This is a genomic window from Hymenobacter swuensis DY53 (assembly GCF_000576555.1).
GTDB lineage: Bacteria > Bacteroidota > Bacteroidia > Cytophagales > Hymenobacteraceae > Hymenobacter > Hymenobacter swuensis.
Genome location: NZ_CP007145.1, coordinates 4,348,200 through 4,372,469 on the forward strand (window position 1 = coordinate 4,348,200; position 24,270 = coordinate 4,372,469).

The 24,270-nt window shown below is 61.2% G+C and carries 23 protein-coding genes; 11 read left to right on the forward strand and 12 right to left on the reverse strand.

Features of this window, described 5'->3' with window-relative positions; genetic code table 11:
• Nucleotides 1-33 precede the first annotated feature (33 nt).
• Both HSW_RS19975 and HSW_RS19980 read left to right on the forward strand, forming a co-directional pair.
• Nucleotides 34-723, forward strand: coding sequence for a porin family protein (locus HSW_RS19975; protein WP_052346665.1), 690 nt, complete (start codon nucleotides 34-36; stop codon nucleotides 721-723).
• A 75-nt stretch (nucleotides 724-798) separates the two neighbouring features.
• Nucleotides 799-1,296 carry a DUF6992 family protein gene (locus HSW_RS19980; protein WP_052346666.1) on the forward strand — a complete coding sequence of 166 codons (498 nt, stop codon included), beginning with the start codon at nucleotides 799-801 and terminating at the stop codon, nucleotides 1,294-1,296.
• Nucleotides 1,297-1,483: 187 nt separating this feature from the next.
• On the opposite strand, the gene HSW_RS19985 is transcribed toward HSW_RS19980, so the two are convergent.
• The 6 genes from HSW_RS19985 to HSW_RS20010 all read right to left on the reverse strand — a co-directional run bounded on the left by HSW_RS19985 (nucleotide 1,484) and on the right by HSW_RS20010 (nucleotide 8,076).
• Nucleotides 1,484-2,041 carry a type 1 glutamine amidotransferase domain-containing protein gene (locus tag HSW_RS19985; protein WP_044003473.1) on the reverse strand — a complete coding sequence of 186 codons (558 nt, stop codon included), beginning with the start codon at nucleotides 2,039-2,041 and terminating at the stop codon, nucleotides 1,484-1,486.
• Between the two features lie 125 nt (nucleotides 2,042-2,166).
• On the reverse strand, nucleotides 2,167-2,685 hold the full coding sequence (locus HSW_RS19990) for an acyl-CoA thioesterase (protein ID WP_044003475.1): 519 nt from the start codon (nucleotides 2,683-2,685) through the stop codon (nucleotides 2,167-2,169).
• A 45-nt stretch (nucleotides 2,686-2,730) separates the two neighbouring features.
• Nucleotides 2,731-3,858 (reverse strand): DUF3616 domain-containing protein, encoded by a 1,128-nt coding sequence (locus HSW_RS19995; RefSeq protein WP_044003476.1) that lies wholly within the window; start codon nucleotides 3,856-3,858, stop codon nucleotides 2,731-2,733.
• Between the two features lie 71 nt (nucleotides 3,859-3,929).
• A complete protein-coding gene (locus tag HSW_RS20000) occupies nucleotides 3,930-4,346 on the reverse strand; it encodes a hypothetical protein (protein ID WP_044003477.1) in 417 nt (138 codons plus the stop codon).
• Between the two features lie 65 nt (nucleotides 4,347-4,411).
• On the reverse strand, nucleotides 4,412-6,454 hold the full coding sequence (locus tag HSW_RS20005; RefSeq protein ID WP_231501326.1) for an FAD-dependent oxidoreductase: 2,043 nt from the start codon (nucleotides 6,452-6,454) through the stop codon (nucleotides 4,412-4,414).
• A 173-nt stretch (nucleotides 6,455-6,627) separates the two neighbouring features.
• Nucleotides 6,628-8,076, reverse strand: coding sequence for an aldehyde dehydrogenase family protein (locus HSW_RS20010; protein ID WP_044003478.1), 1,449 nt, complete (start codon nucleotides 8,074-8,076; stop codon nucleotides 6,628-6,630).
• A 158-nt stretch (nucleotides 8,077-8,234) separates the two neighbouring features.
• Here HSW_RS20010 and HSW_RS20015 point away from each other — a divergent pair, with 158 nt between their 5' ends.
• The 3 genes from HSW_RS20015 (at nucleotide 8,235) to HSW_RS20025 (ending at nucleotide 10,239) form a co-directional block, all read left to right on the forward strand.
• Nucleotides 8,235-8,690, forward strand: coding sequence for a DinB family protein (locus HSW_RS20015; RefSeq protein ID WP_044003480.1), 456 nt, complete (start codon nucleotides 8,235-8,237; stop codon nucleotides 8,688-8,690).
• A gap of 57 nt (nucleotides 8,691-8,747) precedes the next feature.
• A complete protein-coding gene (locus tag HSW_RS20020; RefSeq protein WP_052346669.1) occupies nucleotides 8,748-9,560 on the forward strand; it encodes an MBL fold metallo-hydrolase in 813 nt (270 codons plus the stop codon).
• Nucleotides 9,561-9,651: 91 nt separating this feature from the next.
• Nucleotides 9,652-10,239 carry a phospholipid scramblase-related protein gene (locus HSW_RS20025; RefSeq protein WP_044003481.1) on the forward strand — a complete coding sequence of 196 codons (588 nt, stop codon included), beginning with the start codon at nucleotides 9,652-9,654 and terminating at the stop codon, nucleotides 10,237-10,239.
• A gap of 83 nt (nucleotides 10,240-10,322) precedes the next feature.
• On the opposite strand, the gene HSW_RS20030 is transcribed toward HSW_RS20025, so the two are convergent.
• From HSW_RS20030 to HSW_RS20040, 3 genes are all read right to left on the reverse strand, one after another.
• Nucleotides 10,323-10,859 carry a hypothetical protein gene (locus HSW_RS20030; protein ID WP_155833076.1) on the reverse strand — a complete coding sequence of 179 codons (537 nt, stop codon included), beginning with the start codon at nucleotides 10,857-10,859 and terminating at the stop codon, nucleotides 10,323-10,325.
• Between the two features lie 143 nt (nucleotides 10,860-11,002).
• Nucleotides 11,003-12,235 carry a tetratricopeptide repeat protein gene (locus HSW_RS20035; protein ID WP_044003484.1) on the reverse strand — a complete coding sequence of 411 codons (1,233 nt, stop codon included), beginning with the start codon at nucleotides 12,233-12,235 and terminating at the stop codon, nucleotides 11,003-11,005.
• Nucleotides 12,236-12,436: 201 nt separating this feature from the next.
• Nucleotides 12,437-12,838 carry a hypothetical protein gene (locus HSW_RS20040; protein WP_044003486.1) on the reverse strand — a complete coding sequence of 134 codons (402 nt, stop codon included), beginning with the start codon at nucleotides 12,836-12,838 and terminating at the stop codon, nucleotides 12,437-12,439.
• Between the two features lie 139 nt (nucleotides 12,839-12,977).
• Between HSW_RS20040 and HSW_RS20045 the strand changes: the two genes are divergently transcribed.
• Both HSW_RS20045 and HSW_RS20050 read left to right on the forward strand, forming a co-directional pair.
• Entirely contained in the window at nucleotides 12,978-13,847 is an 870-nt protein-coding gene (locus tag HSW_RS20045; RefSeq protein WP_044005248.1) for an AraC family transcriptional regulator, read from the forward strand.
• Nucleotides 13,848-13,940: 93 nt separating this feature from the next.
• A complete protein-coding gene (locus HSW_RS20050) occupies nucleotides 13,941-15,059 on the forward strand; it encodes a hypothetical protein (protein ID WP_071883148.1) in 1,119 nt (372 codons plus the stop codon).
• 104 nt (nucleotides 15,060-15,163) lie between these two features.
• Here the strand turns inward: HSW_RS20050 and HSW_RS20055 are convergent, their stop codons facing one another.
• Nucleotides 15,164-16,486 (reverse strand): erythromycin esterase family protein, encoded by a 1,323-nt coding sequence (locus HSW_RS20055; RefSeq protein WP_044003490.1) that lies wholly within the window; start codon nucleotides 16,484-16,486, stop codon nucleotides 15,164-15,166.
• Between the two features lie 228 nt (nucleotides 16,487-16,714).
• Here HSW_RS20055 and HSW_RS23185 point away from each other — a divergent pair, with 228 nt between their 5' ends.
• From HSW_RS23185 to HSW_RS20070, 3 genes are read left to right on the forward strand one after another with little or no spacing between them, the layout of a single operon-like run.
• Nucleotides 16,715-17,824 carry a sensor histidine kinase gene (locus tag HSW_RS23185; RefSeq protein WP_081768520.1) on the forward strand — a complete coding sequence of 370 codons (1,110 nt, stop codon included), beginning with the start codon at nucleotides 16,715-16,717 and terminating at the stop codon, nucleotides 17,822-17,824.
• Between the two features lie 44 nt (nucleotides 17,825-17,868).
• Nucleotides 17,869-18,573, forward strand: a complete 705-nt coding sequence (locus tag HSW_RS20065) for a LytR/AlgR family response regulator transcription factor (protein ID WP_044003492.1) — start codon at nucleotides 17,869-17,871, stop codon at nucleotides 18,571-18,573.
• 49 nt (nucleotides 18,574-18,622) lie between these two features.
• Entirely contained in the window at nucleotides 18,623-19,960 is a 1,338-nt protein-coding gene (locus HSW_RS20070; RefSeq protein WP_044003494.1) for a serine hydrolase domain-containing protein, read from the forward strand.
• An 84-nt stretch (nucleotides 19,961-20,044) separates the two neighbouring features.
• Here HSW_RS20070 and HSW_RS20075 read toward each other — a convergent pair whose 3' ends face one another.
• Complete coding sequence (locus tag HSW_RS20075; protein ID WP_044003496.1) at nucleotides 20,045-20,698, reverse strand: T-complex 10 C-terminal domain-containing protein; 654 nt, start codon at nucleotides 20,696-20,698, stop codon at nucleotides 20,045-20,047.
• 195 nt (nucleotides 20,699-20,893) lie between these two features.
• On the opposite strand from HSW_RS20075, the gene HSW_RS20080 reads away from it, so the two are divergent.
• A complete protein-coding gene (locus HSW_RS20080) occupies nucleotides 20,894-21,559 on the forward strand; it encodes a head GIN domain-containing protein (protein ID WP_052346671.1) in 666 nt (221 codons plus the stop codon).
• 87 nt (nucleotides 21,560-21,646) lie between these two features.
• Here HSW_RS20080 and HSW_RS23190 read toward each other — a convergent pair whose 3' ends face one another.
• The gene (locus HSW_RS23190) at nucleotides 21,647-24,247 is read right to left on the reverse strand and encodes a pectinesterase family protein (protein ID WP_052346672.1); all 2,601 of its coding nucleotides are present in this window, start codon (nucleotides 24,245-24,247) and stop codon (nucleotides 21,647-21,649) included.
• Nucleotides 24,248-24,270 lie beyond the last annotated feature (23 nt).

Below are 24,270 nucleotides of genomic sequence, written 5' to 3' on the forward strand. Positions count from 1 at the left end.
CTTTTCCTCCCCGATTTCACCGTTACCACCCTTATGAAACACCTTGCACTCCTATTGGCCGGTTGCGCCCTGAGCACCACGGCAATGGCCCAGACCGATGGCCCCAGCGGCGTCCGCTCCTCTGCTGACTACTCCCCCGGCACGTCCGATTCCCGTAATAACGGCTTCGGTGTAAAGGGCGGCTTCACGGCCTCCAACTTCCGGGGCGACGACAAGAAGAACTTCGGCAACGAAGGCATTTACAATACCTTCCACGCCGGGGTGTACGCCCAGTTCGGCTTCAATGACAAGTTCTCACTTCAGCCCGAAGTACTGTACAGCCGTCAGGGGTTCAAGGGTAGCAACACGGTAAACCCGGCTCAGGGCACTTACACCACCCGCCTCGATTACGTGCAGGTACCGGTGCTGCTGGTCTACAACTTCCTGGATAACGTGAGCCTGCATGTAGGCCCGCAGGTTTCTTTGCTCACGAAAGTAAAAGAAGGAGACCGGGAGCGAAAAATTGCTGATGAAAACAACATCCACGGCTACAGCTACAATAGCCTCGACTACGGCTTGGCGGCTGGCCTGGAGGCTCGCGTAGGCCCGGCCCGCGTGGGTGGCCGTTACACGGCCGGCTTCGCCGATATCATCAAGGACCCTTCCACCACGGCAGCGCAGTCTATCAATAACATCAAAAATGGCATGTTCCAGGTGTATGTAGGATTGGGAATTTCCAACTAACCTCACGGCCACTTGGTTTGAAAAAGGAAGTCCTGCGGGACTTCCTTTTTTTGTGCTTTCTCCACTCGCTACGTTATGCCTGCCACGCCTGCCCTCAACCTTATCAATCACGCCCGCGAACTGCTAGCGGAGCGCGGTATGGCCGTATTGGGCGCTTGGGCTCTGCTGAATCTGGTAGTCAGCGGCTACCACGTAGCCCGCACCGATGCGCGCACGGCGCCGCACCATTTCCACCTGATGAACGTGGCCTGGAATGTAGTGAATACGCTTATAGCCGTGTGGGGGCTGCTACAGGCACACCCGCAACAAGTGGTGGGCCTCACGCTCCCGGAAAGCCTGGCGGCTCAGTCGCACTTTGAAAACGTCCTGCTGCTCAATGCCGGACTCGATGTGGGCTACTTGGCCATTGGGCGGTGGCTGCAGAGCCGGGCCGCTACCGCCGAGCGGCCCGAGCGCATGGTCGGCTACGGCCACTCAGTGTTGCTGCAGGGCGGATTTCTGCTGCTGTTTGACCTGAGCTTTTACCTTGTGTATCACCGTTACGCGGCCCAGCTGCTGGCCCTGGGCATCTAGATGGTGAAACACGGGTATTGAGTAGTGAGACGAAATTTGATAGTCAGACGCTCGGCAGAAATCCAACTACTCAGTACGCACTTCTTACTACTTAACCCGCTGGGCCGCCCATAAAAAAACGCCCCGCCGACAACTAAGGTCGGTGGGGCGTTTCTGCCAGTGGCACCGGAGGATGGCCGCCGAGGACTTATTTTTTACCTATCAGGACTTCCTTGATCTTTTCGTTGAAGTTGGGAATATCCTGAGGGTTGCGGCTGGTGATGAGGTTACCATCAACAACCACCGTTTCATCAACCCAGTGGCCACCAGCGTTTTTCACGTCAGTTTTCAGGCTGGGCCAGCTGGTGATTTGCTTGCCGCGCACGGCATCGGCTTCCACCAATACCCAAGGGCCGTGGCAGATGGCGGCTACGGGTTTGCCGGAGCGCACAAACTCGCTTACGAAGCTCACTACCGCAGGTTCGGTGCGCAGTACGTCGGGATTCATCTGACCGCCGGGCAGCACCAGAGCATCATAGTCAGCTACTTTCACGTCGCCGATTACTTTATCTACATCTACTTTGTCACCCCAGTCCTTTTCGTCCCAGCCCTTGATGGAGCCACTTTTCAGGGAAATGACGTGGGTTTCGGCGCCTTCGCCTTCCAGGTATTTCTTGGGTTTTTCGAGTTCCGACTGTTCGAAGCCGTCGGTGGCTACAATGGCTATTTTTTTGCCTTTCAGGGCGTCGCTGCCAAAAATGCTCATGGGTTCGGGTGTTTGGATTGGAAAGGAACAGGTGCTAAAAAGCCGACCACGCAGGACGCGGCCGGCTTTGCTTTAACGGTTGCGGCATCGAACAGTTGACGCAGGATTTTGGCTTTCCGGCCGGATTAGTCCTGCTCGTGCCGCTCGCGCTTGAGTGTTTTGCGCAGGCTGCGCACCCGCTCATCGAAGCCGTCGGCATCGTAGCTGATATCCTCCACGTCCAGTTCTTCCAGCATATCCATCAGCTCATCGGAGTGCTCGGTGCGGGTACCGGCGGGCACCTTCACGAAGGCCATTTCCGACCACAGCACGGCTTTCAGGCGCAGGCCGTCCTCACTCAGCATCTGCATCTCCACCACTAAGTTGGAGTTGTCGAAGTGAATGAGCTGCGTACGAATCCGGACCTGCTCGGCGTGGTTGGCGGGCCGCAGATAGGCCAACTGGTGCTTGGTAATCACCCAGGCTGCTTTCGACTCGCGGGCTAGCTCGCCGAGGTTGAGGGCATAGTGCTGGATGGTATGCTCCTCGCGGGCGTTCAGAAAGTAGTCGAGGTAGCGGGCGTTGTTGAGGTGACCCAGCATGTCGCAGTCCTGAAAACGGACGCGGTGCAGGGTTTCGGGAGTTTTTACGAGGGGAGCGGCCATAAGTAGAAAAGCAGGCAAATACTTGAAACAGGCCGCAAGGTAGGCCTACCGGTCCGAAGCGGCAGCCGGGGCTGGTAGCCGTACGGCATCGGCAGTTACTTGGTGCGGGGCTGGTTTACGGGCATCAGTCGGGCTGTCGAACACCAGCAATACGTGGGTTTCATCGAGCAGGGCCATGCCTTCGGCTTTGTCCTGGCCGGCGGTAGGGCCGCTACCGTGGGGCACATCAAACAGCCGCTGAAGCTTATCGGGGCCGATGAGGCTGTCCTGGGGGCAGCTCAGGGCCTCGGGCCAGCGGTACACGGCAATGGTGCCGTCGAGGTCCATGGTGGGGCCGGCCAGCAGCAGCAGGTCGGAGCCCTGCTGGCGTAGCTCCCGTAGTCCCATACCGCCCAGATCGAGGAAATGCTTTTTGTAAAACTTCTCGGTGGCCCCGGGCACTTCATCCAGGCGCAGGCGACCGTGCTTGTCTTCGCGGGGCAGCACTTCCAGCACCACGGCCCAGCCGCGCAACACCGGTCCGCGCAGCCCGATGAACAGCCGGCCATCGGGTGCTACGGCCAAGCCCTCAATATCGAACCCGTTGTCCTTGCCCGGAATCTGCATGAATGGTTTCAGGTGCGGGTCTTGGGCCAGCAGATCGAGCAGATCGTTGGACGTATTGGTGCTCCGCAGTTGGGCGGCCCGGAGCGTCTGGTCTGCATGGATAGGGTGCGGGGCTTCCTTGTGCAGCTCGTAGTCGCCGGTTTTGGCGTTTAGCAGCAAGGGCACACGGGCCAGCAGGTAGCGGCTGGGTTCCTCTTCTACCTTAGCCAGCTTCGCAATCTGCTTCGCCACGTCCTCATCGTCGGGTTTGGGCTGCTTGCGTTTGAGGCTGTGTGAGCCGATAATCCAGAGGTAATGGTCACACTCCCCCAAGCCTTCAATATCTATTTCCACGTCCTCGGCCTCGTTGGTGAGGTCAAGCAGGTCGGCCAGTTGGTAGCGGCAATGCTCCCCGAACTCGTGGGGGCCAGTGAGGCGCAGCCGCTCAATGGACGTGCGCTCGTCGCAACTCACCCACAGGTTGTCGCCGGTGCGCAGCACCGTGGAAAGCCCGTCGCGGACGTGTTTGCCGGCTTCGTTGAGGCTGAGTTTGGGGTTGAAGTGGAGCGTGTAGGCCTGGTGGCGCATGGAGGGGAGGAAGGAGGAAAGAAAGGGAATCAAAGCGGATACATCAGGAACGGAGCCGCGCTCCGCAGATGCTACTTTTCGCCGCCGGCCTTACGGGCCTGCATTTGGGCCTGTACCTGGCGCTGCTTGGTTTTGAGCTGCTGGTACTGGGCCGGCGTCAGAATGCCTTTCAACTCCTGCTCCGAGGACGCATTGATGCGTTTGAGCTCCGCCAGCAAAGCCGGCCGGTTGGTACCCAAACGCTGTTTGGCGCTGTTGGCCTGCTCGGTGGTGCTGGTGAACACGGCTCGCACTTTGGTCCGCTGCTCGGTGGTGAGGTTGAGTTCTTCAGTCAGCACGTCGGTCAGGTCACGGGCGGCGGTGGGAGCTACCACAGGAGCCGGTGTGGCGGTGGAAGCTACCGGAATATTAGCCTTGTTGCGGCGGGCGCAACCGGCCAGCAGACTGGCCGCCAGCAGCACGGCCAGGGGTAAGCGGGAGGTAAGCATAGGGGAAGAAAAAGGAGTGTGCTTCTCCCTACGCGAAAACCCGGCCAACGGGTACACGGCCCAGCTTAGTTTACCGCCGCTCTCATACCTGTTCCGGCCGGCACGCTATTTTTCAGGTGCTGGGCCGTATGATGCGCCAGGGCCATGATGGTGAGCATAGGATTCACGCCACTGCACGCCGGAAACGCCGAGGCATCGGCCACGAACAGGTTTTTGACTTCGTATAACTCACCGGTGGGGCTGGTGGGATGCGTGGCCGCGTCGCCGCCCATGCGGCAGGAACTCATCTGGTGGGCGCTGTAGAGCCCGAACTCGTTGGCTTTCCAGCTCAACTGCGGCAGGCCGCTCAGCACTTCCGGATTGAGGAGCATACCGTTTTCAGCGCGCAGCATGGGCAGGGTACCGTGGGGCAGCAGCACAGTGTGGGCCCCGGCTGCCGCATGAATGGTTGCCGCCGCCCGCACGCCTTCCAGCAGGTGGGCGCGGTCGAAGTCGCTCAGCGCGTAGTCGATCAGGGCCGTACCGTGCTTGTCCACCGTCACGCGGCCCCCGTCCCGGTCCCGGGTCAGGACAATGAAGGAGCCCAAGTGGGCCGCCTGGGCCATTAGCTCCTTGTGCTGGCGGCCCGAGCACCAGGGCAGTACCATGCTCATCAGGCCGGGGTGAGCGGGTGGGGTTTCAATCTTGGCTCCGAAGTTCGTACCGTCGAGCATCGTACACCCATCATTCACCACCGACATCATAGGGCCGTGCCAGGGGTCCATGCGCTGCTGATACAGGCCCGAAACCACCACTGTAGGGTGCAGATGCAGGTGGCGACCTAGGTGCGGATGCCGCAAACCGCTGCGCAGCAGCAGAGCCGGCGTCTGCACCGAGCCCCCGGCCACCACCACCCGGCGCGCCCGCACCGTCACGCGCAGCCGGCGGCCATCGGGTGCGGTATACACGGCCTCGGCCCCGGTGGCATGGCCCTGGGAAATGGTCACGCGTTCCACCCGGGTATCGCAAAGCAGGCGCGCGCCGTGGTCGAAGGCCGTTTGCAGATACGTGTTGAGCGTGCCCTGCTTCACCCCGTACCGGTCCCCGAAGCAGCTGTAACCCAGTCCCTGAAACTGCTGCTCCGACTCGGTGTGGTGTCGCTCGTTGCGCGGAATCAGCTTTACCTCCTGGCCCAGCCGTCGTGAGCCATCCAGCAGCGCCTGGTTCTGGCCGTTGTGACGCACATAGTCGATGTTCACACTCAGCACCCGGCTCACCGCGTCCAGACTTTCGCGGAAGGCAGCCGAAGTGAAGTGCGGCACCTGGTGCTCCTGGGCCCACTCGCGCAGCACGTAATCGGGGGTGCGGAAGGCCCCGGCCCAGTTGACGGTGGTGCCGCCGCCTAAGCAAGAGCCGGCCAGCAGGGCCACGCCGCCATCCTGGGTGCTGAGCGTGCCCCGGGCATCGTACAGCGCGCCCAGCATATCCACTTCCCGCTGCGAGAAATCGGAGCCGTGGAAATACGGGCCTTTTTCCAGCACCAGCACCTCGTGTCCGGCAGCGGCCAGCTCCCCAGCTACCACCCCGCCACCCGCGCCGCTGCCAACTACCAGCACGTCGCAGTCGTATTGCACATCCTGCGTCGGGCGGAGTACGTGCAGCGGCTTTTCTGCTGCTACCGGCTCATCCGTAGCCTGTGGGCCAGGGTAGCCGATGTACTCCCACACAAACTGCCCCTGCTCGGGGGTGGAGCCGCCGTAGTAGAGAAACACACACAGCTTGCGCAGGGCCTGAAATCCTTTCCGGAACTGCGGAACCGCCGACACCGCCCAGCTTTGCAGCAGCTTTTCCCGCTGCTCCGGCTCCAGGCGGGCAAACGGCCGCAGTGCCCCAAACCACGTCAGGCCCAGGGCGGGCGAATCGAGCAGTTTCAGCAGTTGCAGGAACTCCTGTTGCGCCCCGGCCGGCTGCTCCGATAATGCGGCGGCCATTTTGCCCAGATCAACTCCTTCCGAACCCCGACGACCCCAGTACACCGGATCAGCGGCCGGAGCAGGCGGAGGCAACATAGGAATAAATGTATCGGCGAGGGCGCGCAGGGTAACGCGCTGGGCTTCGGTGAACTGCATAACCGGGCGGGAATCAGGAACGAAACCGGCGGTGGGGAAAGCCGGCCCTAAAAGTTCGGTATTTTCCCCGACATACTCGGCATGCATACGAAAAGGCGAGATAGTGAAATGGTGAGTTTGACGGTCTGTTTGCGCCATCCGCGCCACTTGACCGTCAAACTCACTATCTCACCTCACATCCACTTCACCAGCCAGTTCACCATCTTTTTCACCTGCGGGGTGTAGGGTGGGTAGATGGGCTTGAGGGCGGTGCGGCCGACGCGCTGCCGGAGCACAGATTTTTCATTGCTGAAGGCCAAGAAGCCGGCGTGGCCGTGGGCCCGGCCCAGGCCGCTGTTGCCGAAGCCGCCGAAGGGTAGGTCGGGGTGGCCCAGGTGCAGGATGGTTTCGTTGACGCAGGCGCCACCGGCCGGAATGTTCTGGAGCAAGTACCGCTGGTTTTCCGCGCTTTGGCTAAACACGTACAGGGCCAGCGGCCGGGGGCGGGAGTTCACCTCATCAGTAGCTTCCATGAGGTTACGGAAGGTGCGGATAGGCAGCAGCGGCCCAAAGATTTCCTCCTGCATCACCCGGCTTTCCAGGGGCGCGTTGAGCAGTACAGTAGGCTCCAGGAAACGCTGGGCCGCATCGGTAATGCCACCTACGGCCACGGTAGCGCCGCTTTGCTGCGCATCGGCCAGCAGGCTTTCCAGCCGCTGAAAGTGGTAGTCGTTCACGATGCGGGCAAAGGAGGCGGAGGCGGCCACGGGCTCCCCACCGGGGGCATAAAACCGGCCGATAACCTGCCGGATTTCCTCCACCAGCTCGTCGCACACCCGCTCGTGTACCAGCACGTAATCGGGGGCCACGCAGGTCTGGCCGGCGTTAATGCCCTTGCCCCACACGATTTTCTCGGCCGCGTCGCGCAGGTCGGCAGTGTCATCTACTACGGCGGGGCTTTTGCCCCCCAACTCCAGCGTGACGCTGGTCAGGTGCTCGGCGGCGGCGCGCATCACCACCTTACCCACCTGCGGACTGCCGGTGAAAAAGATATGGTCGAAGGGCAACGCCAGCAGCTCGGTGGCCACGGCTTTGTCTCCTTCCACCACCGTTACTTCGGCCGGGTCGAAGAGTTCCTGACACATGCGGCTGAGCAGAGCGGCCACAGTAGGAGTCATTTCTGAGGGCTTGATGATGACGCAATTACCGGCGGCCAGGGCCGAAATCAGTGGGTCAACGGCCAGATAAAACGGATAATTCCAGGGCGCGATGATCAGGCAGACGCCTTTTGGCTCGGTTTGCACCCAACCGCGCGTGCCCACCAGAGCCAGCGGAGTACCCACTTTGCGGGGGGCGGCCCACTCCTTCAGGTGGCGCAACGTATGCTTCAACTCGGTTTGGGAGGACCAGATTTCGGTGACGTCGGTTTCGGCGGCGGGCTTACGGAAATCGGCATACAACGCCTGCTGGATGGCGGCGCGGTTATCGGTAATCCAGGCACTGAGCTTGCGCAGGCGGGCCGCCCGCGAGTCCACGGCTTCGCGGCGCAACGCTTCGGCACGAGCCTGCTGACGAGCAAACAGCTCAGCTACGTTTGCCGGGCGGGCGGGAGCGGGAGCACTAGTAGTATCGGGAGAAACCATGAGAGCAGCGGCCGGAGCCAGAACGAGAAAAGTGAATAAAAGTCAATGAACTCCCGCAGAGTTCCAATCACATACCCGCATCTTTACGCAATTGTTCGGTTCAGCAACTGCGCCGCACGCGCCGGACCCACTACTCGCCGCCTACTCATCTATCTGCTATGCAACAGGTTTGCCGTCGTTTGTATGAGTTGCTGGAACTGCTGAATCATGAGCTGCCCACGTTTTCGGCGGCAGAACTGAGCGTGCCGCCCGCGCCGGGAAAATGGTCACGCAAGGAAATTCTGGGGCACCTGATCGACTCGGCCGCCAATAACCACCGGCGCTTCGTGCTAGCTCTCACCCGGCCCGAGCCCCTGCTCATTATCCCGTACGACCAAGACGACTGGGTCCGATGCAGCGGCTATCAATTCTCCCCCCCGGTGGATCTGCTGAACCTCTGGACCACTTACAACCGCCAGCTTATCCGCCTGATCGGGCAGGTACCAGCTACCGCCCACACATACCGTTGCGAGTTCGAAAACGGCTATTCCGTTACGTTGGGCTGGCTAATTGAGGATTACGCCATGCACCTGGAGCATCATGTACAACAGATTCTGGATCGGACGCCGCGCTGAGCGGGGCACTTTTTGAGACAAGCCCAACGTTAGGGGAGCTTGTCTTTGTCTTTTTCGATGTTCCGAGTACCCTTTACTGCCTTGCGGCCCCATCTGGCCGTTTTCCTTTTCCTGTTCGCAGGTAACCTGCTGGCTCCTCTTGCCGGTTCCGCTGCTTCTTCCTCGCCGCCTCTGCTGCGCGTCCGGCCCGTAGCCCCCGATATCTTCGTGCCCACCCTGTACTCCCGCCCAAATGGGGCGGCGCTGCCGGTGGCAACCAACGGCCTCATCATTCGCACCACAAAGGGCATTTTGCTGATTGACACGGCCTGGCCCACCGAGCAAACCCGGCTGCTGCTGCGCTGGGTGGCCGACAGCTTGCACCAGCGGGTGCGGCTAGCCATTGTTACACATGCCGGAGCCGCTACACCCGGCGGACTCGTGGTGTTGCGCGAAAATCATGTGCGGGTGTACAGCAGCCCGCTCACGGCCCGGCGGTGGCGGAGCCGGAATCCGGCGGCAGAGGGCCCAACGGCTGCGCTGAAACCCTATACCGTCGTTCGGGCGGGCCGGACACGGGTAGAGCTGTTTTTTCCGGGAGCCGGCTTTGCGCCCGATAACCTGGTTGTCTGGCTGCCGCGCCGCAAGGTGCTGTTTGGGGGCGAGCTGGTCCGGGAGCAGGCTACCGCTTCGCTCGGCTCCTCACCAGAGCCAAACCTGAAGCAATGGTCCATTGTGCTACGCACTCTGGCGGCTCGTTACCGCAACGCCCGGGTGGTAGTGCCTGCCCACGGTCCTGCTGGCAGCCTCACGCTGCTGGCCCATACCCAAACGTTGCTGCGCGAAGCAACCCGCCGCAAGCCTCAGACCGCCCTGAACGGCCGGCCGTAACTATATCCAGGAAGATAGGTGGGTGCAGTGTTCAGCTTGCGGGTAAAACAGTAGCTTGCCGGCTCCTTCTTCACTCCTTTCCTTCCAAACGATGCTTAACCGGCGCGCTTACTTTATCCGGGAACACGCGGGCGTGTTCAAACTCAAGGACACGTACGACATTCTCGACCCCGAAACGCAGACCCAGATTGGATACGCCACCGAGGTAACGCCCTCCTGGGCCGTGTGGTTACGCCTGCTGGTCAAAAAGCGGAATCTGCCTGTGACCATTGCCGTCCGGGAACAGCCCGAATCGGCCCCGTTGTTCCGGATTGAGCGGGGCTGGACGTTCCTGCGCGCCACCGTGCATGTGGTAGATGCTCAGGAGCAGCGCATTGGCTACTTTAAAAGCAAGCTCTTCACCCTTAATGGTGGCTTCTACGTGTTCAATATGCAGGATGAGCAGATTGCCGAAGTGAAAGGCAGCTGGAAAAGCTGGGACTTTTCCTTTGTCAGTGCCTCGGGGCAGGAACTTGGCGTGGTAACTAAAAAATGGGCGGGCCTGGGGCGGGAGCTCTTTACCACCGCCGACAACTACCTGATTTCCATCCACGACATGGGTGAACAGCAGCCGGCTTCCAGCGCGCTGCTCCTCGCGGCCGGCCTGGCCATTGACACCGTATTCAACGAGCAGCAGTAGTGGCTTCCGTTATGAAGGTTACGTTAGGGCCCACTGAAACATGTATTCAGCGGGCCCTAACGTAACCTTCACGGCTTTTTTGATCAGGATACCACGGAGCTTGGGCGCTGGGAAAGCGGCCGTTTCCGGCGGGCCCGTAGTAGCCGGGGTGCCCGGCCGCACTGCATCCAGTCCTGCTCCGAGGACGGCAGTTCAGCATCGGACAGCCAGTCCAGCGCGGCGGCCGTTTCCGTGAAATACTGCACCTCATAAGGCAGCGCGCGACGGGTGGAAGTCCACAACAGGCCTTCTACCACCATCATATTGTACACGTCGGCGGGCAGCAGCACCGCCAGCCGCTGGATGCCCGACAGACGCAGCCGGGGCAGCCAGTTGGTTTGCAGCCATTCTTGCAGCACCAGGCTAAGGGGCGGTAGCTTTTGCAGATTCAATATCAACTGACGAGCCTTGTAGCGGACAATGGCCGCCAGCATTACCTCCAGTACGTCAGGGAGTTGGAGCGCGTCCTGCAGTTCGCGCCGCCACAGGCGTAGTAGGCCCAGGCGGTAATTATAGCGGATGATAAGCCGAGGGGTAGCAGTTTTGTCCATGGCCGTAGGTGCGTGAAAATCGGAGGGCAAGTTGTACCTTAAGATACGAGATTATCAGCCGCCGCCGATTCCCTGTACACAGCCTTTCTGGCCTATCTCCGACGAAACCAGATCTTCTCTCCTACCAATCCACCAGTTTTCCCTGCCAATTTTCGGGCAGTCTAAATTCGGGACTACTTTCTCTGCTTTTTCAGATACGCCCGCGCCTCGTTGTACGCTTCCGATTTGCGCTCGGCCTTCTCCTGTACCTCTTTATAATAACGCACGGCATCGGCCGGCCGCTTCTGCTTATCGGCAATGCGCGCCATATTCAGCAGAGCATAGAGGTAGAAACCCTGCTTGGTATCGTTGGTGGTTTCAGCAAATACCACGCACCGCTGGTAGTATTCCTGGGCTTTGTCGAGGTCCTTGTACTGGTTCTGCATCAGGCTGCCCAGAAAGAACGTGGCGTACCGGCCACTGATGGCCTCGTAGCCTGGCAGGCCCCGGTTAATCTTATCCAGAATATCCCGGCTCACCCGCTCACACTCGCGCAGGTCGCCTACCTGGTAGCTCATCAGGGCGTAGAAGCGCTGGAAATAGCCGTTATCGGGGTAGGTAGTGGCCATGGCCTGGGCTAGCGGCAGGGCTTCGGTGGGTTTGTTTTCCTGGTTCTGCAGAATTTTCATCAGGAACACCTTCGCCTCCGTGCCGGTATAAAAACCGTTGGCCGATACGCCCCGCAACTGGTTTAACCCCAGCTGCTTATTACCGCGCGGAAAGAACAGCAGCACTGGTTTCAGCAGCGGGTAGTTCTCCGAAATCCAGGGCGAGTAGTAGTTGATCAGGGCCTGTCCGAACAGGAACTCCGGGCTGAGGCCGTTGGCTTCCTTACTCTTTTCCAGGTACTCCAGCGCGTTTTTGCTGGCGAAGGTGGCCTTACGCCAGTTGTGCCGCTCGGCATTCAGGCGGGCCGAAAACCCGTACGCTGCCGACAGGAAAAAACAGGCCTCGTAATTCCTGTTGTCCGCCTTATACAGCCTTTCTCCCTTGGTGATGGCCGTATCCATGTAGGCCAGGAACACCTTGTCGTACTGCTCGTTGGTGATATTGCTGGGCATGATTTTCCACCACGTCGTCAGGCCCAGCAGAAAGTAGGGCATCGGGTGGCTGGGGTAGCGGCGGCGCAGGCTGCGAAACTGCCGCTCGGCCTTATCATGCTTGAAGTTGTAGATGTTGTTCACCGCCCCTTCCAACTCTGTCTGGATGTCCTTATCCAGCAGCAGCCAGCCCGATATATCCACGGCGGCCGGGGCTACATCTACATTGGAAAGGTCAATCTGGCGGGCCGCACGGGCCGTGTCGGGTTGCTGAGCCTGCGCCCCAAGGGCGAACAGCAGCAAGCAACCAAGCAGAAAAAGGCGCATAAAGTACAACTTGGAACCCCTAGTATAGAGGAAATGGGCGGGAGACGCGCCCTATCATACGTACCGGAACAAAAAAAAGAGGCTGAAGCTCCCACAGCCTCAACCTCTTTTGCGTTTACCGAGTGCTAAAAGCGCCCGGGAAACGGCCAGCGGCTAAAATTCCCACCCAAAGCCGCTGGATGTCTGTTCCGAAAAACAGGCCTAACGGCCGGTTCCGGGCTGGCGGATAAGCCAGCTATATGCGTTATACTGACCCGGCGTAAAAATGCGGGCCAACTCCTGCTCGTACGTATCAGCAGCTTTTAGGGCTGCCGGGCTTGGCAGCAGGCGGGCCTCTGTGGCAGAGGCTACCATACCGGGGCGCTCCGTGGTTTCTCCCAACGTGGCCAGCTGCTGAAAATACTGCCGGGTGCTGCGTGAAACAGCCTTTTGCTGCTTACGGGAAAGCTCCAGCGAAGCCGCCAAGTAGCGGGCTACCCGGGTGCTGCGCACGTCTACCGCTTCGGGCTCAGCCACGGCCGGACGGGCCTGCGCGAAGTGTGAGCCAACCACCAGCAGCACTAATAAAGTCAGGGCCAGCAGGTAAGGATAGAGCGTTTTCATTGGGGCAGCACGTTTAGTATATCAAAGGTCCGCATGGAATACGCAGATTACTACCGCTCGGTTCGCCATTTTTGGTGCCTTATTGATCAAATGCATTAACTTCACGTTCCCACCCAAGCCACTGAGGCATTACCGCGCCGTGAAATTACAATTTGAGCCCATTCATCCCACTGTTGACAGCTCGTTTACGCTCCTGCACTACACCGAAGTCAGCAAAGCCGAGCTGCTCTGGCACTATCATCCTGAGTACGAGCTGGTGTACATTCCGCAGGGCCACGGCCGCCGCCACATCGGCCAGCACATTTCCCGCTTTGAGGAAGGAGAGCTGGTCCTTATCGGCCCCGACCTGCCCCACCTGACCTTTAGCTATGGTCAGCCGGTGGGCACTCCGTTTGAGGAAATTGTGGTGCAGCTGCGCGGCGACTTTTTGGGCACCGACTTCTGGGACCGGCCTGAAATGGCGGCCATCCGGCAGTTGTTGGCCCGCTCCCACGAGGGCCTGTCCTTCGGGGGCACCACGCGTACGGCCGTAGGGCCGGCGTTGCGGCAGCTGCTGTCGGCACCGCCGTTCATGCGCCTGCTGCTGCTGCTGCAGGTATTGCAGGAGCTGGCGCAGGCCCCCACCACCGATATTCAGCCCCTGCACGCGGGCACCGGCGGACAGGGCCTGAGCGGGAAGGAGCAGCAGCGGCTGAGCCGGGTGTACCAGTTTGTGGAGCAGAACTACCAGCGCGCCACCCTCTCGGTGCAGGAAGTAGCCGATGTGGCCTACCTCTCGGTGCCGGCGTTCTGCCGCTACTTCAAGAAGATGACCCGCCACACCCTCACCGATTTCCTGCAGGAATACCGCGTGGGCCAAGCCTGCCGCCTGCTGCTGGATGACGACTTGGCCGTGACCGAAGTGTGCTATGCCTGCGGCTTCAACAACCTCTCGCACTTCAACAAAACCTTCCGCAAATTCACCGGCCAGAGTCCCACCGAATACCGCCGACAGCGCATGGGCAAGTAGATTTCTCCCTTCCCAGAAGTTGGGCAGCGGGTATTTCCCCCGGCTTTTGGGCACTCCGGAACGAGCAGCGCAGAGCAAGTGTCTACCTGTTAGATGCTTGCTCTTCTTTTTTCCCTTCTTTTCCACTGGAATCAGCTCCGGTTGCTGCTGGTTGACGCAAACCCGGTTTTCGGGCCGCCGCCCACTGAGAAGCCACTGGTGCTGCAACCAGGCGCGCTGACCTTTTCCCCGGTTCTTTTCACCGTGACCAGCCTGCGTGATGCGCGACCGGGCCGGCCGGCAGTAGCATGGCTGCTGCCTGCAACCGCCACGGCTGGCGCAACACCTCAACCGCTGGAGCTGCAGGGTGGCACCGAAGCGGCCCTACGGCAGTTTGTGGCGCGTAGTTTGCCCCGGCAGGCAGCCCGCTACGCCGTGACGGTGCGGGTGCTGGAATGCAGGGTGCAGGAAATGCCAGGGGCCAGCCGGCAGGTAGCCGGGCAGGTGACGGTACGGCTGGCCTTCGACTGGCGTAACTCGGAAGGTCAGACAATTACGCTGACTGAATACCGGGGTGGGGCGCGGTACCTGCGGCCCCTCACCAACCGGGCAGTGGTGGAGCCGACGTTGCGGCAGGCGTTGCTGAGCGGCTTTACGTATTTCAACCAATGGCTCACGCAGGCCCTGCCGCACGATGTACGTCTGGCCTCGGCTGTGCAACCGGTTTTTCGGTATGAAACCCGCCAAACGGAGCCCGATACACTGTTCTACGACCCGGCCCGGCCGCTCACCTGGAATGATTTTACGGGTCAGCCGCGCCCGAAAGGCCGGTACGCGGCGGCCGTGTTTCCGGGGTTTGCCTACCAGGGCCGCCCGCAGGTAGTAAACGGCGTGGTAGCGTTGGATGTCCGCCTGAAAATATTCGTGGTACGCAGCTCTTCCTGGGTAGCGCCCGGGCAGCAGAACCCCATCAACCTCAACCACGAGCAGCGCCACTTCGATATCGTGCGGCTGGTGGCCGAGCGGTTCCGGCGCAAGGCCACGCCCGACAGCCTCACGGTGCGGGATTACCAGAGCATTCTGGGCTGGCAGTACCTGAAATCCTTCACCGAAATGAACCACCTGCAGGACCAATACGACCAGGAAACGCAGGGTGGCCTCAACCTGACGGCCCAGGACCGTTGGAACCGCCGCATCGATGCGGAACTGCGGGGCTATGGCATCATGCCGTGATGCGGGGCTGGTCTGCAAGGCAAAAAGCCTCCGGTGTATAATACACCGGAGGCTTTTCAGATACATGTAGGGTAGACGGATAGGAACACCTTAATAGTATAGCATTACAGTGGCGTAGCAGCCGTAGTGGTGCGCACAAACAGCATGGCGTCGTAGGCTTCGGAGAGCTTGAAGGGAAAGTAAGCATCCTTGCCGCTGTCGGGACTGTACCCTACCAGGCGGTGGCCCCGGCGCACATCCTGCGCCTGCAGCTGGCTGGTGTTCAAATAAAATACCGGGGGCGTGAGAGCCTGCAGGCTGGCCTCCCAGGAACCCGCCACGGGCGCTTCGAGGGGATAAGAAGCCATGGGGCTGACGGAGGAGATAAAGCGGTGCTTGGTAGCAGCTACTGTACCCGTGGCCGTGGTGGTGCCCAGCACAAAGTACTGGCCGGGAAACATTCGCTCCAGAAACTTGCCGGTGCCGCCGCCGTTGTTGTCGCCGGGTACGGCCAGGCGGCGCGATACGTGCGCATCATGCGCCCACACAATGACTTTGCTGCCTTTATCCCGCACCAGAAACCGGGTCATTTCGGCCATCAGACTGTCGCGCGAAGACTCCTGCTTGTTTACCTTAGGCTGGTAGAACGTATCGAAGTAGTGGTGCAGGTTCTTGAGGGCGCCGGCCACTACCGGGCGCTGCCGCTGCGTCAGCTTCAGGTTGGCCAGGGCCTTTTCCAGCTTCTCGGTGGCTTCGTAGCCGGCCCAGCCGTTGGCTAGCATCTCGGGGCGCTTGAACGGGATGCTCCGGTCGTTGAGGTCAACCCACACCTTATCCTGGTACTGGGTACGCTGCACCAGCTGCTCAGTAAGGGCCTTTACCTCGGGCGTAGCGGTGGTCAGCTGTTCGCGCAGCACCTCGGCGGCCGTGGTGCCAAACATGCCGTCGATACCGGTCAGCTCCAGTTTGCGCAGGTGGGACGTATTGTAGGTGTGCATCCAGTTCAGCATTTCCTCCGTTTCACGGTTTTGCCAGATGCTGAGCAGGTGCTTTTTCATCAGCGGCTTCAGGTCGTCGATGGTGGCGGAGTGCATGGCTTGGTTGAGGCGGTAACAGTCGGCGTACGTGTTTTCAAGCGCCACCTGGTTGAACCCCTCATCTTCCATCAGGATGCGCGTGAGCCAGAAGCGCAGCTTGTAAAACTCGGCCGAGCCGTGGGTGCCTTCGCCCAGGGCTACTACTTTTTTGCCGCGCATTTGCTTGATGAGCGGCTGCACCGCCTGACGGAACAGGAAGTAGCTCTGGGTATTCACGGCATTCACTACTGAGGCGTCGAGGGTGATGCGGGCAGTGTCGGAAGCGGCGGCCGGAGCAGTCTGGGCCGAGGCAGCGGCAACAGGAGCAGTGAGCAGCGTGGCGGCTAGCAGGGAGCGGAAGAGGGTTTTCATAACGAGGAACAGGAAAGGTGTCGGGGGAGAAAGGCCAGCCGTTCAGCGACTGGCAACGACACAAAGGAATAGCCCCCGGCAGGCGAAAAGAAGCTTTATTAGACCAGAGCGGGCCGCGAGGCGACGAAGCAAGGCGGCCGGATTTTTGGTCGAAAAAAACACCCCCATTAGTCGAAAACCGGGGGCCGGCATGCGGCAGGCGGCAGGAAAAACCACCAACTTGGCCCCATGCAAACGCCCTCCCCCACTCTGCTCCCCGACCGGCCCAGCCGTTTCCCGCTCGTGTTTGAGGGGCTGGCGTGGGTACTGTACGTGGGCATGTACAAGTACAATGGGTTCATGGAGGCCGTTGCCCAACGGCCTACTGACCGCGCCAACTTTCCTTATCCGCAGCTCATGCTGTTTGCCGTGGCGGCCACGCTCTACATCTTTCCCTACTACCGGGGGCTGGTGCCGGCCCTGCTGCGCCGGCGGCGCTACCTGCTGCTGGGTGTGGGGTCGGTGGGGTACCTGTGGTGGGGCATCAAGCTGAACATGCTGCTGGCTCACGGCGCCTTTCAGCACGTAGCCAGCCCGCCGCTGCTGGCGGAGTACTACCACGCGGGCTACGCAACGGCCGTTGGTCAGCTGCTTACCCGGACTCAACCGTACCTCAGCCTGCTGTTCACCGATTTGCTCACGTTCAGCTGCGTGGCTTTTATGCGCGTGGCCTTCGAGCACGAATACCGCCGCCGCCACCTGGAAAAAGACCACCTGGCCCTGCAAATGGAGCAGTTGAAAGCCCAGTTGCAGCCGCACTTTCTCTTCAACACGCTCAACAGCATTTACGGCCTGAGTCTGACCGGCTCCCCCGAGACGCCGCGCTTTATTCTGCTGCTCTCGGAACTGATGCGCTACGTGCTGTATGACAGCGGCAAGGCCCGGATTGCGTTGCCCGAGGAGGTGTCGTTTCTGGAGAATTACTTCGAGCTGGAGCAGCGAAAATATGCCGGAGCGCGGGTGGAGTTTCGGGCAGTGGGTGCCCCGGAGGCTGCCGCTATGCAGGTACCACCGCTGCTGCTACTGCCGCTGGTAGAAAACAGCTTCAAGCACGGCCGCCACCATTTCTCCGATGATGCTACCGTGGAGGCAACGCTGACGACTACGCCCGGCCGTCTGCACTTTCTCATCGAAAATGATATGCTGCCTGAAGCTCCGGCCGCCTCGCCCAAACGCAGCGGCGGCATTGGCCTCCGGAACATCCGCCAGCGCCTCAACCTCTACTACCCGAATGCCCACGAGCTACACCTGACCGAACAGAACGGCCGCTACCGCGCCGAGCTGACGCTGCGGGTGTAGTCATCAATGCTTGCCTCCTTATTCATTACCCACTGTTCATTGCTATGACCACTACCTCTGCCCCCGTTCGTTGCCTTATTGTGGATGATGAGCCGCTTGCTCATCAGGTGCTCACGCAGTTCATCGGCCAGACGCCGGGCCTCACGCTCACGGGCAAGTGCCGCAACGCCATGGAGGCCTACGAGCACCTGGCACAGCACCCCGTAGACCTGCTGTTTCTGGATATTGAGATGCCGCTGGTGACGGGCCTGAACTTCCTCAAGAGTCTCACGCATCCGCCCAAAACCGTGCTGACCACCGCCTACCGCGAGTATGCCTACGAGGGCTACGAGCTGGACGTGCTGGACTATCTGCTCAAGCCTTTCAGCTACGAGCGGTTTATGAAAGCCGTGGCCCGCCTGCCCGCCACCCAGCCCGTGCCGCCTGCCGATGCTACTACCGAGAAATACCTGCTGGTAAAAGAGCGCCAAGGCTTGCTGAAAGTCCCGCACCGCGACATAGTGTACGTGGAGGGCTGCAAGGACTACGTGAAAATCACAACGGCTACCAAAACCTATCTGCTGCACCAGACCATGAAGGATATGGTGGAAGTGCTGGGCGCGGCTTTTCTGCGGGTACACCGCTCGTTTATCGTGGCGGCGGCCCACATCCGGATGCTGCAGCCCGATAACGTGCTGCTGCTGGATAACACGCTCATTCCCATCGGCAACTCCTACCGCAGTGAGCTGCTGGCCTATTTCCGGAAATAACTTCTTTTGCTGCTGCTATTTTTCTCTGTCCTCCTTATTCCCTCGCTGTATGTTCCGCAAATCCCTTTCCCTGCTTGTGCTGCCGCTGCTATGGGCCGGCACTTCCCTGGCCCAAACGGCCCCCACTGCCTTCAATCAGCCCCGGCTCGACAGCCTGCTCACGGCCCTGGATGCCAACCACAAGCTGGCCGGCACCTTTCAGCTCACCCAGAATGGCAAGGTAGTGTACCGCCGCGCTATCGGGCAGGAGCAGCCGGGCGTACCGGCTACCACGGCCACGCGCTACCGCATTGGCAGCGTGACCAAGCTGTTCACGGCTACCCTAATCATGCAACTGGTGGAAGAAGGCAAGCTGAAGCTGGACGCGCCCATTGCTACCTGGTTTCCGACGCTACCCAACGCCGGCAAAATCACCGTGGATCAGCTGCTGCACCACCGCAGCGGTCTGGGCGATTTTACGCGGGACCCGGCTTACGGGCAGTTCATGAGCCAGACCAAAACCCAGGCAGAGCTGCTGGCCATCATCCAAGCGCGGCCCGTGGATTTCGAGCCGGGCGCGAAGTATGATTACAACAATTCCAACTATCTGGTGCTGGGCTATCTGGTAGAAAAGCTCACGAAACAACCTTACGCCCAGGCGCTGCAAAAGCGCATTACGGGTAAGCTAGGCCTGAAAGAAACGTACTACGGCGGCCGCCTCGACGCCCGGAAGCACGAAGCGGCTTCGTTCAACTGGGATGGCAAAACCTGGAGCATCCAGCCGGAAACCGACATGAGTGTGCCCGGTGGCGCGGGTGCCATCACCTCCACTCCGACCGACCTGACGCGCTTCATAGAGGGCCTGTTTGCGGGCAAGCTGGTGAAGCCGGCTACCCTGCTACAGATGCAGACCATGCAGGACAACTACGGCGCGGGCCTCATGCCCATTCCGTTCAGCGACAAACAGGGCTATGGCCATTTCGGCGTCATTGATGGGTACCGCTCGGCCCTCACGTACTTCCCTACCGATAAGCTGACCGTGGCGTATTGCGGCAACGGCATCAGCAGCGGCTATACGGTCAATGACCTGATGCTTGGCGCTCTGGCCATCTACTTCAATAAACCCTACCGGCTGCCCAACTTCAATGCGCCCACGCTTACGGAAGCCGAGCTGAGCACCTACTTTGGCACGTACGCCAGTACCCAGATGCCGCTCAAAATCACCGTTACGGCTTCGGGTACCACGCTTATGGCGCAGGCCACGGGCCAGAGTGCTTTCCCGCTCACGCCGGTTTCCAAAACGCAGTTCACCTACGCCGCCGCCGGCCTCACCATGGATTTCGACCCGACGGCGCACACCTTCACGCTACACCAGGGAGCCAACAATATCCTGTTCACCCGCGAGTAACGCCTGACTACATCGTACGCCAAACGGCCCCCGCCCGGAAAATTCCGAACGGGGGCCGTTTTGTGCGGGGCGGGTGCCGGCAGGTTAGTTCTTCACTTTCACCTGTCCGTCGTCGGCGTCGCGCTTTACTTTGGTGCCGTTTCTATACTCCACTTTCGTGTCGCCATCCTTGTCGACTTTCACGGTTTTGCCGTTGGAATACACGATTTTGGTTTCGCCATTGGCCTTTTTATCGTACTTCACGATGCTGGGGCCGCTACGACGGGCGGGCGTGGTGGTTTCGCGGGTCGTAACTACTGTGGTGGTGTACGGCGTGCCCTCGTAGTAGCTGCCCCGGTTGGAGGCGTAGGTGTTGTACTGCGGCTCCGTTACGTAGGTTTTTACCTGCTGATCGGTTTCATCGTTCACCTGGCGTAGGGCGGCGTAGCGGCCGGTGGTATCGGTAGTGTAGCGGGTATTTACCTCATTGAGGCGGCGGCCCCGGGTGTAGTAGGTGTTGGTCACCTGCGTTACTACCACGGTATCCGTCAGCTTCAGGTCGTCGGCAATGCGGGAGGCCAGGCGGTCGGCTTCGGTGCGGTAAGCCGCCGTATCGGTGGTCATGGCCCCGTCATTCACTACCACGGCCGTGTCGGCCGAGGGCGTAGTGGCCGCGTCCACGGCGGCGGGTTTGTCCTGGTTGCAGGAAGCTACCGCCAGCGTGGCGGCAGCCGAAAGGAAAAGCAGAGACTTATTCATGTAAGGGGAAGTAAATGACAAGCAGCCGCCCAGATATAGAGCCGCCGCTATAGTTGGGGCTGATACGGTGGGGCTTGAACACGGGTTGCGGCCCGTCTGCAGAAAAAGCCACCCCGCCGGGCAACGGTTCGGGCCGGTTGGCCATCTACCTCACTATCAGCCGATGCTCCATCTTCCACGCTTTTCCCTGATCAGATGAAAACGAACTTTTTCCTCGCCTCTCTCGCCGCCACAGCTTTGCTCAGCGGCGCTACCACCCTGACCGCCGCCGCCCAGCAAACCCGCTCCGTGAGCGGCTTCGAGCAGGTGAAAGCCAGCGGCGCCATTGATGTGGTGCTCACCCAGGGCAGCGCCACCAGCGTGAAGGTGGATGCCGATTCCGACGTATTGGCCAGCGTGAAAACCGAGGTGCAGGGCAATACCCTGGTGCTATTCCGCGAGCAGGGCCTGCTGTCGATGCTGTCCAACAAGAAAGTCACCGTGTACATCACCTGCCCCCGACTCACGGCCATCACGGTCAGCGGGGCGTCCGACGTTAAAAGCACCACGCCCTTTATCGCCGACAGTTTCACCATTCAGGCCAGCGGGGCTTCCGACGTGACGCTGAACCTGAACGTAAAAATCCTCACCGCCTCAGCCTCCGGGGCCAGCGACCTGCGCCTGACCGGCCGCGCCGACCGCCAGAAAATCCACCTCAGCGGCAGCAGCGACTACAAAGGCTACGACCTGCAAAGCCGTTCCGCCGACGTACACGCCAGCGGCGCTTCCGATGCCTACGTAGCCGTAGCGGAGGAGCTGCAAAGCCACACCTCCGGCTCCAGCGACGTGCATTATCGGGGCAAGCCCCGCGTAAACCGCTAAAACCGGCCACTCAATCAACCCCACCCTACCAAAACGGCCCCGCAACACAGGTTGCGGGGCCGTTTTGGTAGGGTGGGGTTGATAATATTACTCCTTCACGATAACCGCCGTACGGTGCCCGGTGCCGGAGGCATAGCGCACCAGGTAGTGGCCCGCTGCCAGCTCGGCCACATTCAGCGGAGTAGCCGTAGTGCCGGGCCTGCTCTGGAACCGGGCTACCAGGCGGCCATCGAAGGCGAATACGGAAACCGTGGCCCCGGTCGGAGCGGCCGGGTGGCTGAGCGTGAGCTGGCCGGTAGTGGGGTTAGGAAAGGCGGCCAGCGCCAGCTGCCGGGCCGCCAGGGTGCCGGTAGTGGTGGTGCGGTTGCCTTTCACAACTACGTTCTGGAGCAGCGCGTAGCGGCCGGGGCTGGAGCTGCCGCAGCTGAAGTACAGGCGCACCGTGAGCGTCTGGCCGGCCGTGAGGTTGATACCGGTGCCGCCGTTCAGAGCCAGCCGGTAGCGGTTGGTGAGGCCGTTGATCTGGTTAGCCAACGCAATGGGCGTGGCGAAGGCACCGTTGGCGGAAGCCGCCAGCGCGCCGCCCGGTCCGGTGCCGCCGGTTACGTCGGTGGAATCGGCGGTGAAGTTGCTGCGCGAGTACACCACGGCCAGTTTGGTGTTGCTGGAGGTGTTGTAGAAGCCCGCCGTGAGCAGCAGCGAATCGAGGCGCACGGCCTGGCCAGCGGCGGCCGTCACGGTAAACTGCTCGTAGAAGCGGCGGCTGGGCGTGCCGCCCGGTCCGCCCGAAGCCGTGCCCCAGGAACCGTCGCCGTTGCTTGTGACGCCCAGCGCCTGCCCAAAGGCTGCCGAGTACGCCGGCACCGTGGCCACGGTGGTACCGTTGGACACGAACAGCCGCTTGAGCGTGGGCGTGCTGGCCGTAACGGCCGCGCTACGCACGGCGGCGTCATCGGCTGCTGAAACCGTGAGGGGCCACTGCTGCAGCACTACCGATACTACCTGCTGCTGGTTGGTGGCGGTGCCGGTAACGGCCGCCGTAACGGCCACCGCCCCGGTGCTGGTGTGGCTGATGCTGCCCGCGTAGCTGCCCACCGCCGCCGCGTTCAGCCGCACGCTGACCGTCGTGGCGGCCAGTACGCCCGCCGTGGGGGCCAGGCTCAGGGAGTTGGCGCTGGTGCTCCAGGTGGTGCCGTTGGCCGATACCTCGTAGCCGGCCGGGGGCGTGATAAGCACCGGCGCGGTCAGGTTCTCGCCCGCCACCGTGTACGACTGCGCCGCCGAGGGCCCGCCCGCGTACTGCGTAAACGCACCCAGGCTGCCCGTTACAGTCAGCGCAGGCACGCTCGATACTAGCACCGAATCGGTAACGTGCGGGGTCTGGCCGGTTTTGGCAGCCCGCACAAAGTAGTAATACGCGCTGCCCGAGGGCGGCACGGCATCCGTAAGCTGGAAGTTCACGGTAGTGTCGGTGGCGGCCGTCAGCTCGCCCACTTTGGTGGCGGCGGCGCGGTTCACCGAGCGGAACAGTTCGTAGGTAATCTGGGCCTGGGGCCAGCTGGTGTTCCAGCTGATAGTGGACGTGGTGGCTCCCTTCTCGGCTTTCAGATTGGCCACGGCAATATCGGGCGGGGCGGTAGCCGTGCCGAAGCCGGCAATGGCAGCCGGGTTCCAAGTGCCGAACAGGGTGCTGGTGAGGTAGGCCGCGGTATCGGCCACGGCCAGCTGCTTCGACCAGGCCACGCGCTGGGCCACGGGCACCAGCTGCCCCCCGAAGTAGCGGCTGCGGAACTCGCCATAGGTAATCAGGCTCACATCGGTGCCCGCATCCCAGGTTACCCAGCCCTCGGGCCGGATGCTGGCGCTGAGGCGGCTGTTGATGAGCACCGTTTTGTTGTTGGCCAGGGGGCTGCTGCCGGTGGAGTTTTGCCAGGGCCGGCCCAGGGCATACTGCGTGGCCCCGGTGTTGGCCGGGAAGCGGGTTTTGCGGAACACATAGCCCGCCGCCTGCCCCGCCGGGGTGTTGGCGGCCGTGATAAACGAGCTGCCCGCCGTGGTGCGCGACTTGGCGTACACCACGCAGTTTTCAAATACGCCAATGGAGCTGCCGAAGATGAAATCCACGTTGCCATCCACGTAACAGTCGCGGAAGTAGTGGCGGGGTGTGCCGTTGCCTTTGGTGTAGAGTGTATCCTGGTTACCCAGGAAGCGGCAGTTGCGGAAGGCGGCGCGGTCGGCATTCACCAGCACGGCCACGGCCTGGGTCCCGTCGCCGTAGGAATTCTCAAACGTGAGGTTGAGGGCGCTGAAGTCGTTGGCATTCACCGTGAAGCTGGCCGAGTTCTGGGTGCCAATGGTGCCGCCCCCGGGCAGCGGCGTGCTGGCCCCGTCGTTGTAGGTCAGCACGGTGTTGGCCACATTTTCGCCCACCAGCTGCAGAAACGGCTTGGTGGCGGGCACCGTAATTTTCTCTCGGTAGCGGCCCTTCTTGATGAAGATGGTGTAGAGCGTGGTGCCGTTATCCGGGGCGGCGTTGATGGCGGCCTGCACCGTGCGGAAGTTGCCGCTGCCATCCTGGGCCACCACGGCATTGTAGGTGGTGGTCTGGGCGCGGGCGCTGAACAGCGTGGTCAGCAGCAAAAGCCAGCTGGTGACCAGCCAGTACCGATAGGTAGAGGTGTTGGGCATACGGAATGGGGGAATTTGGTTGG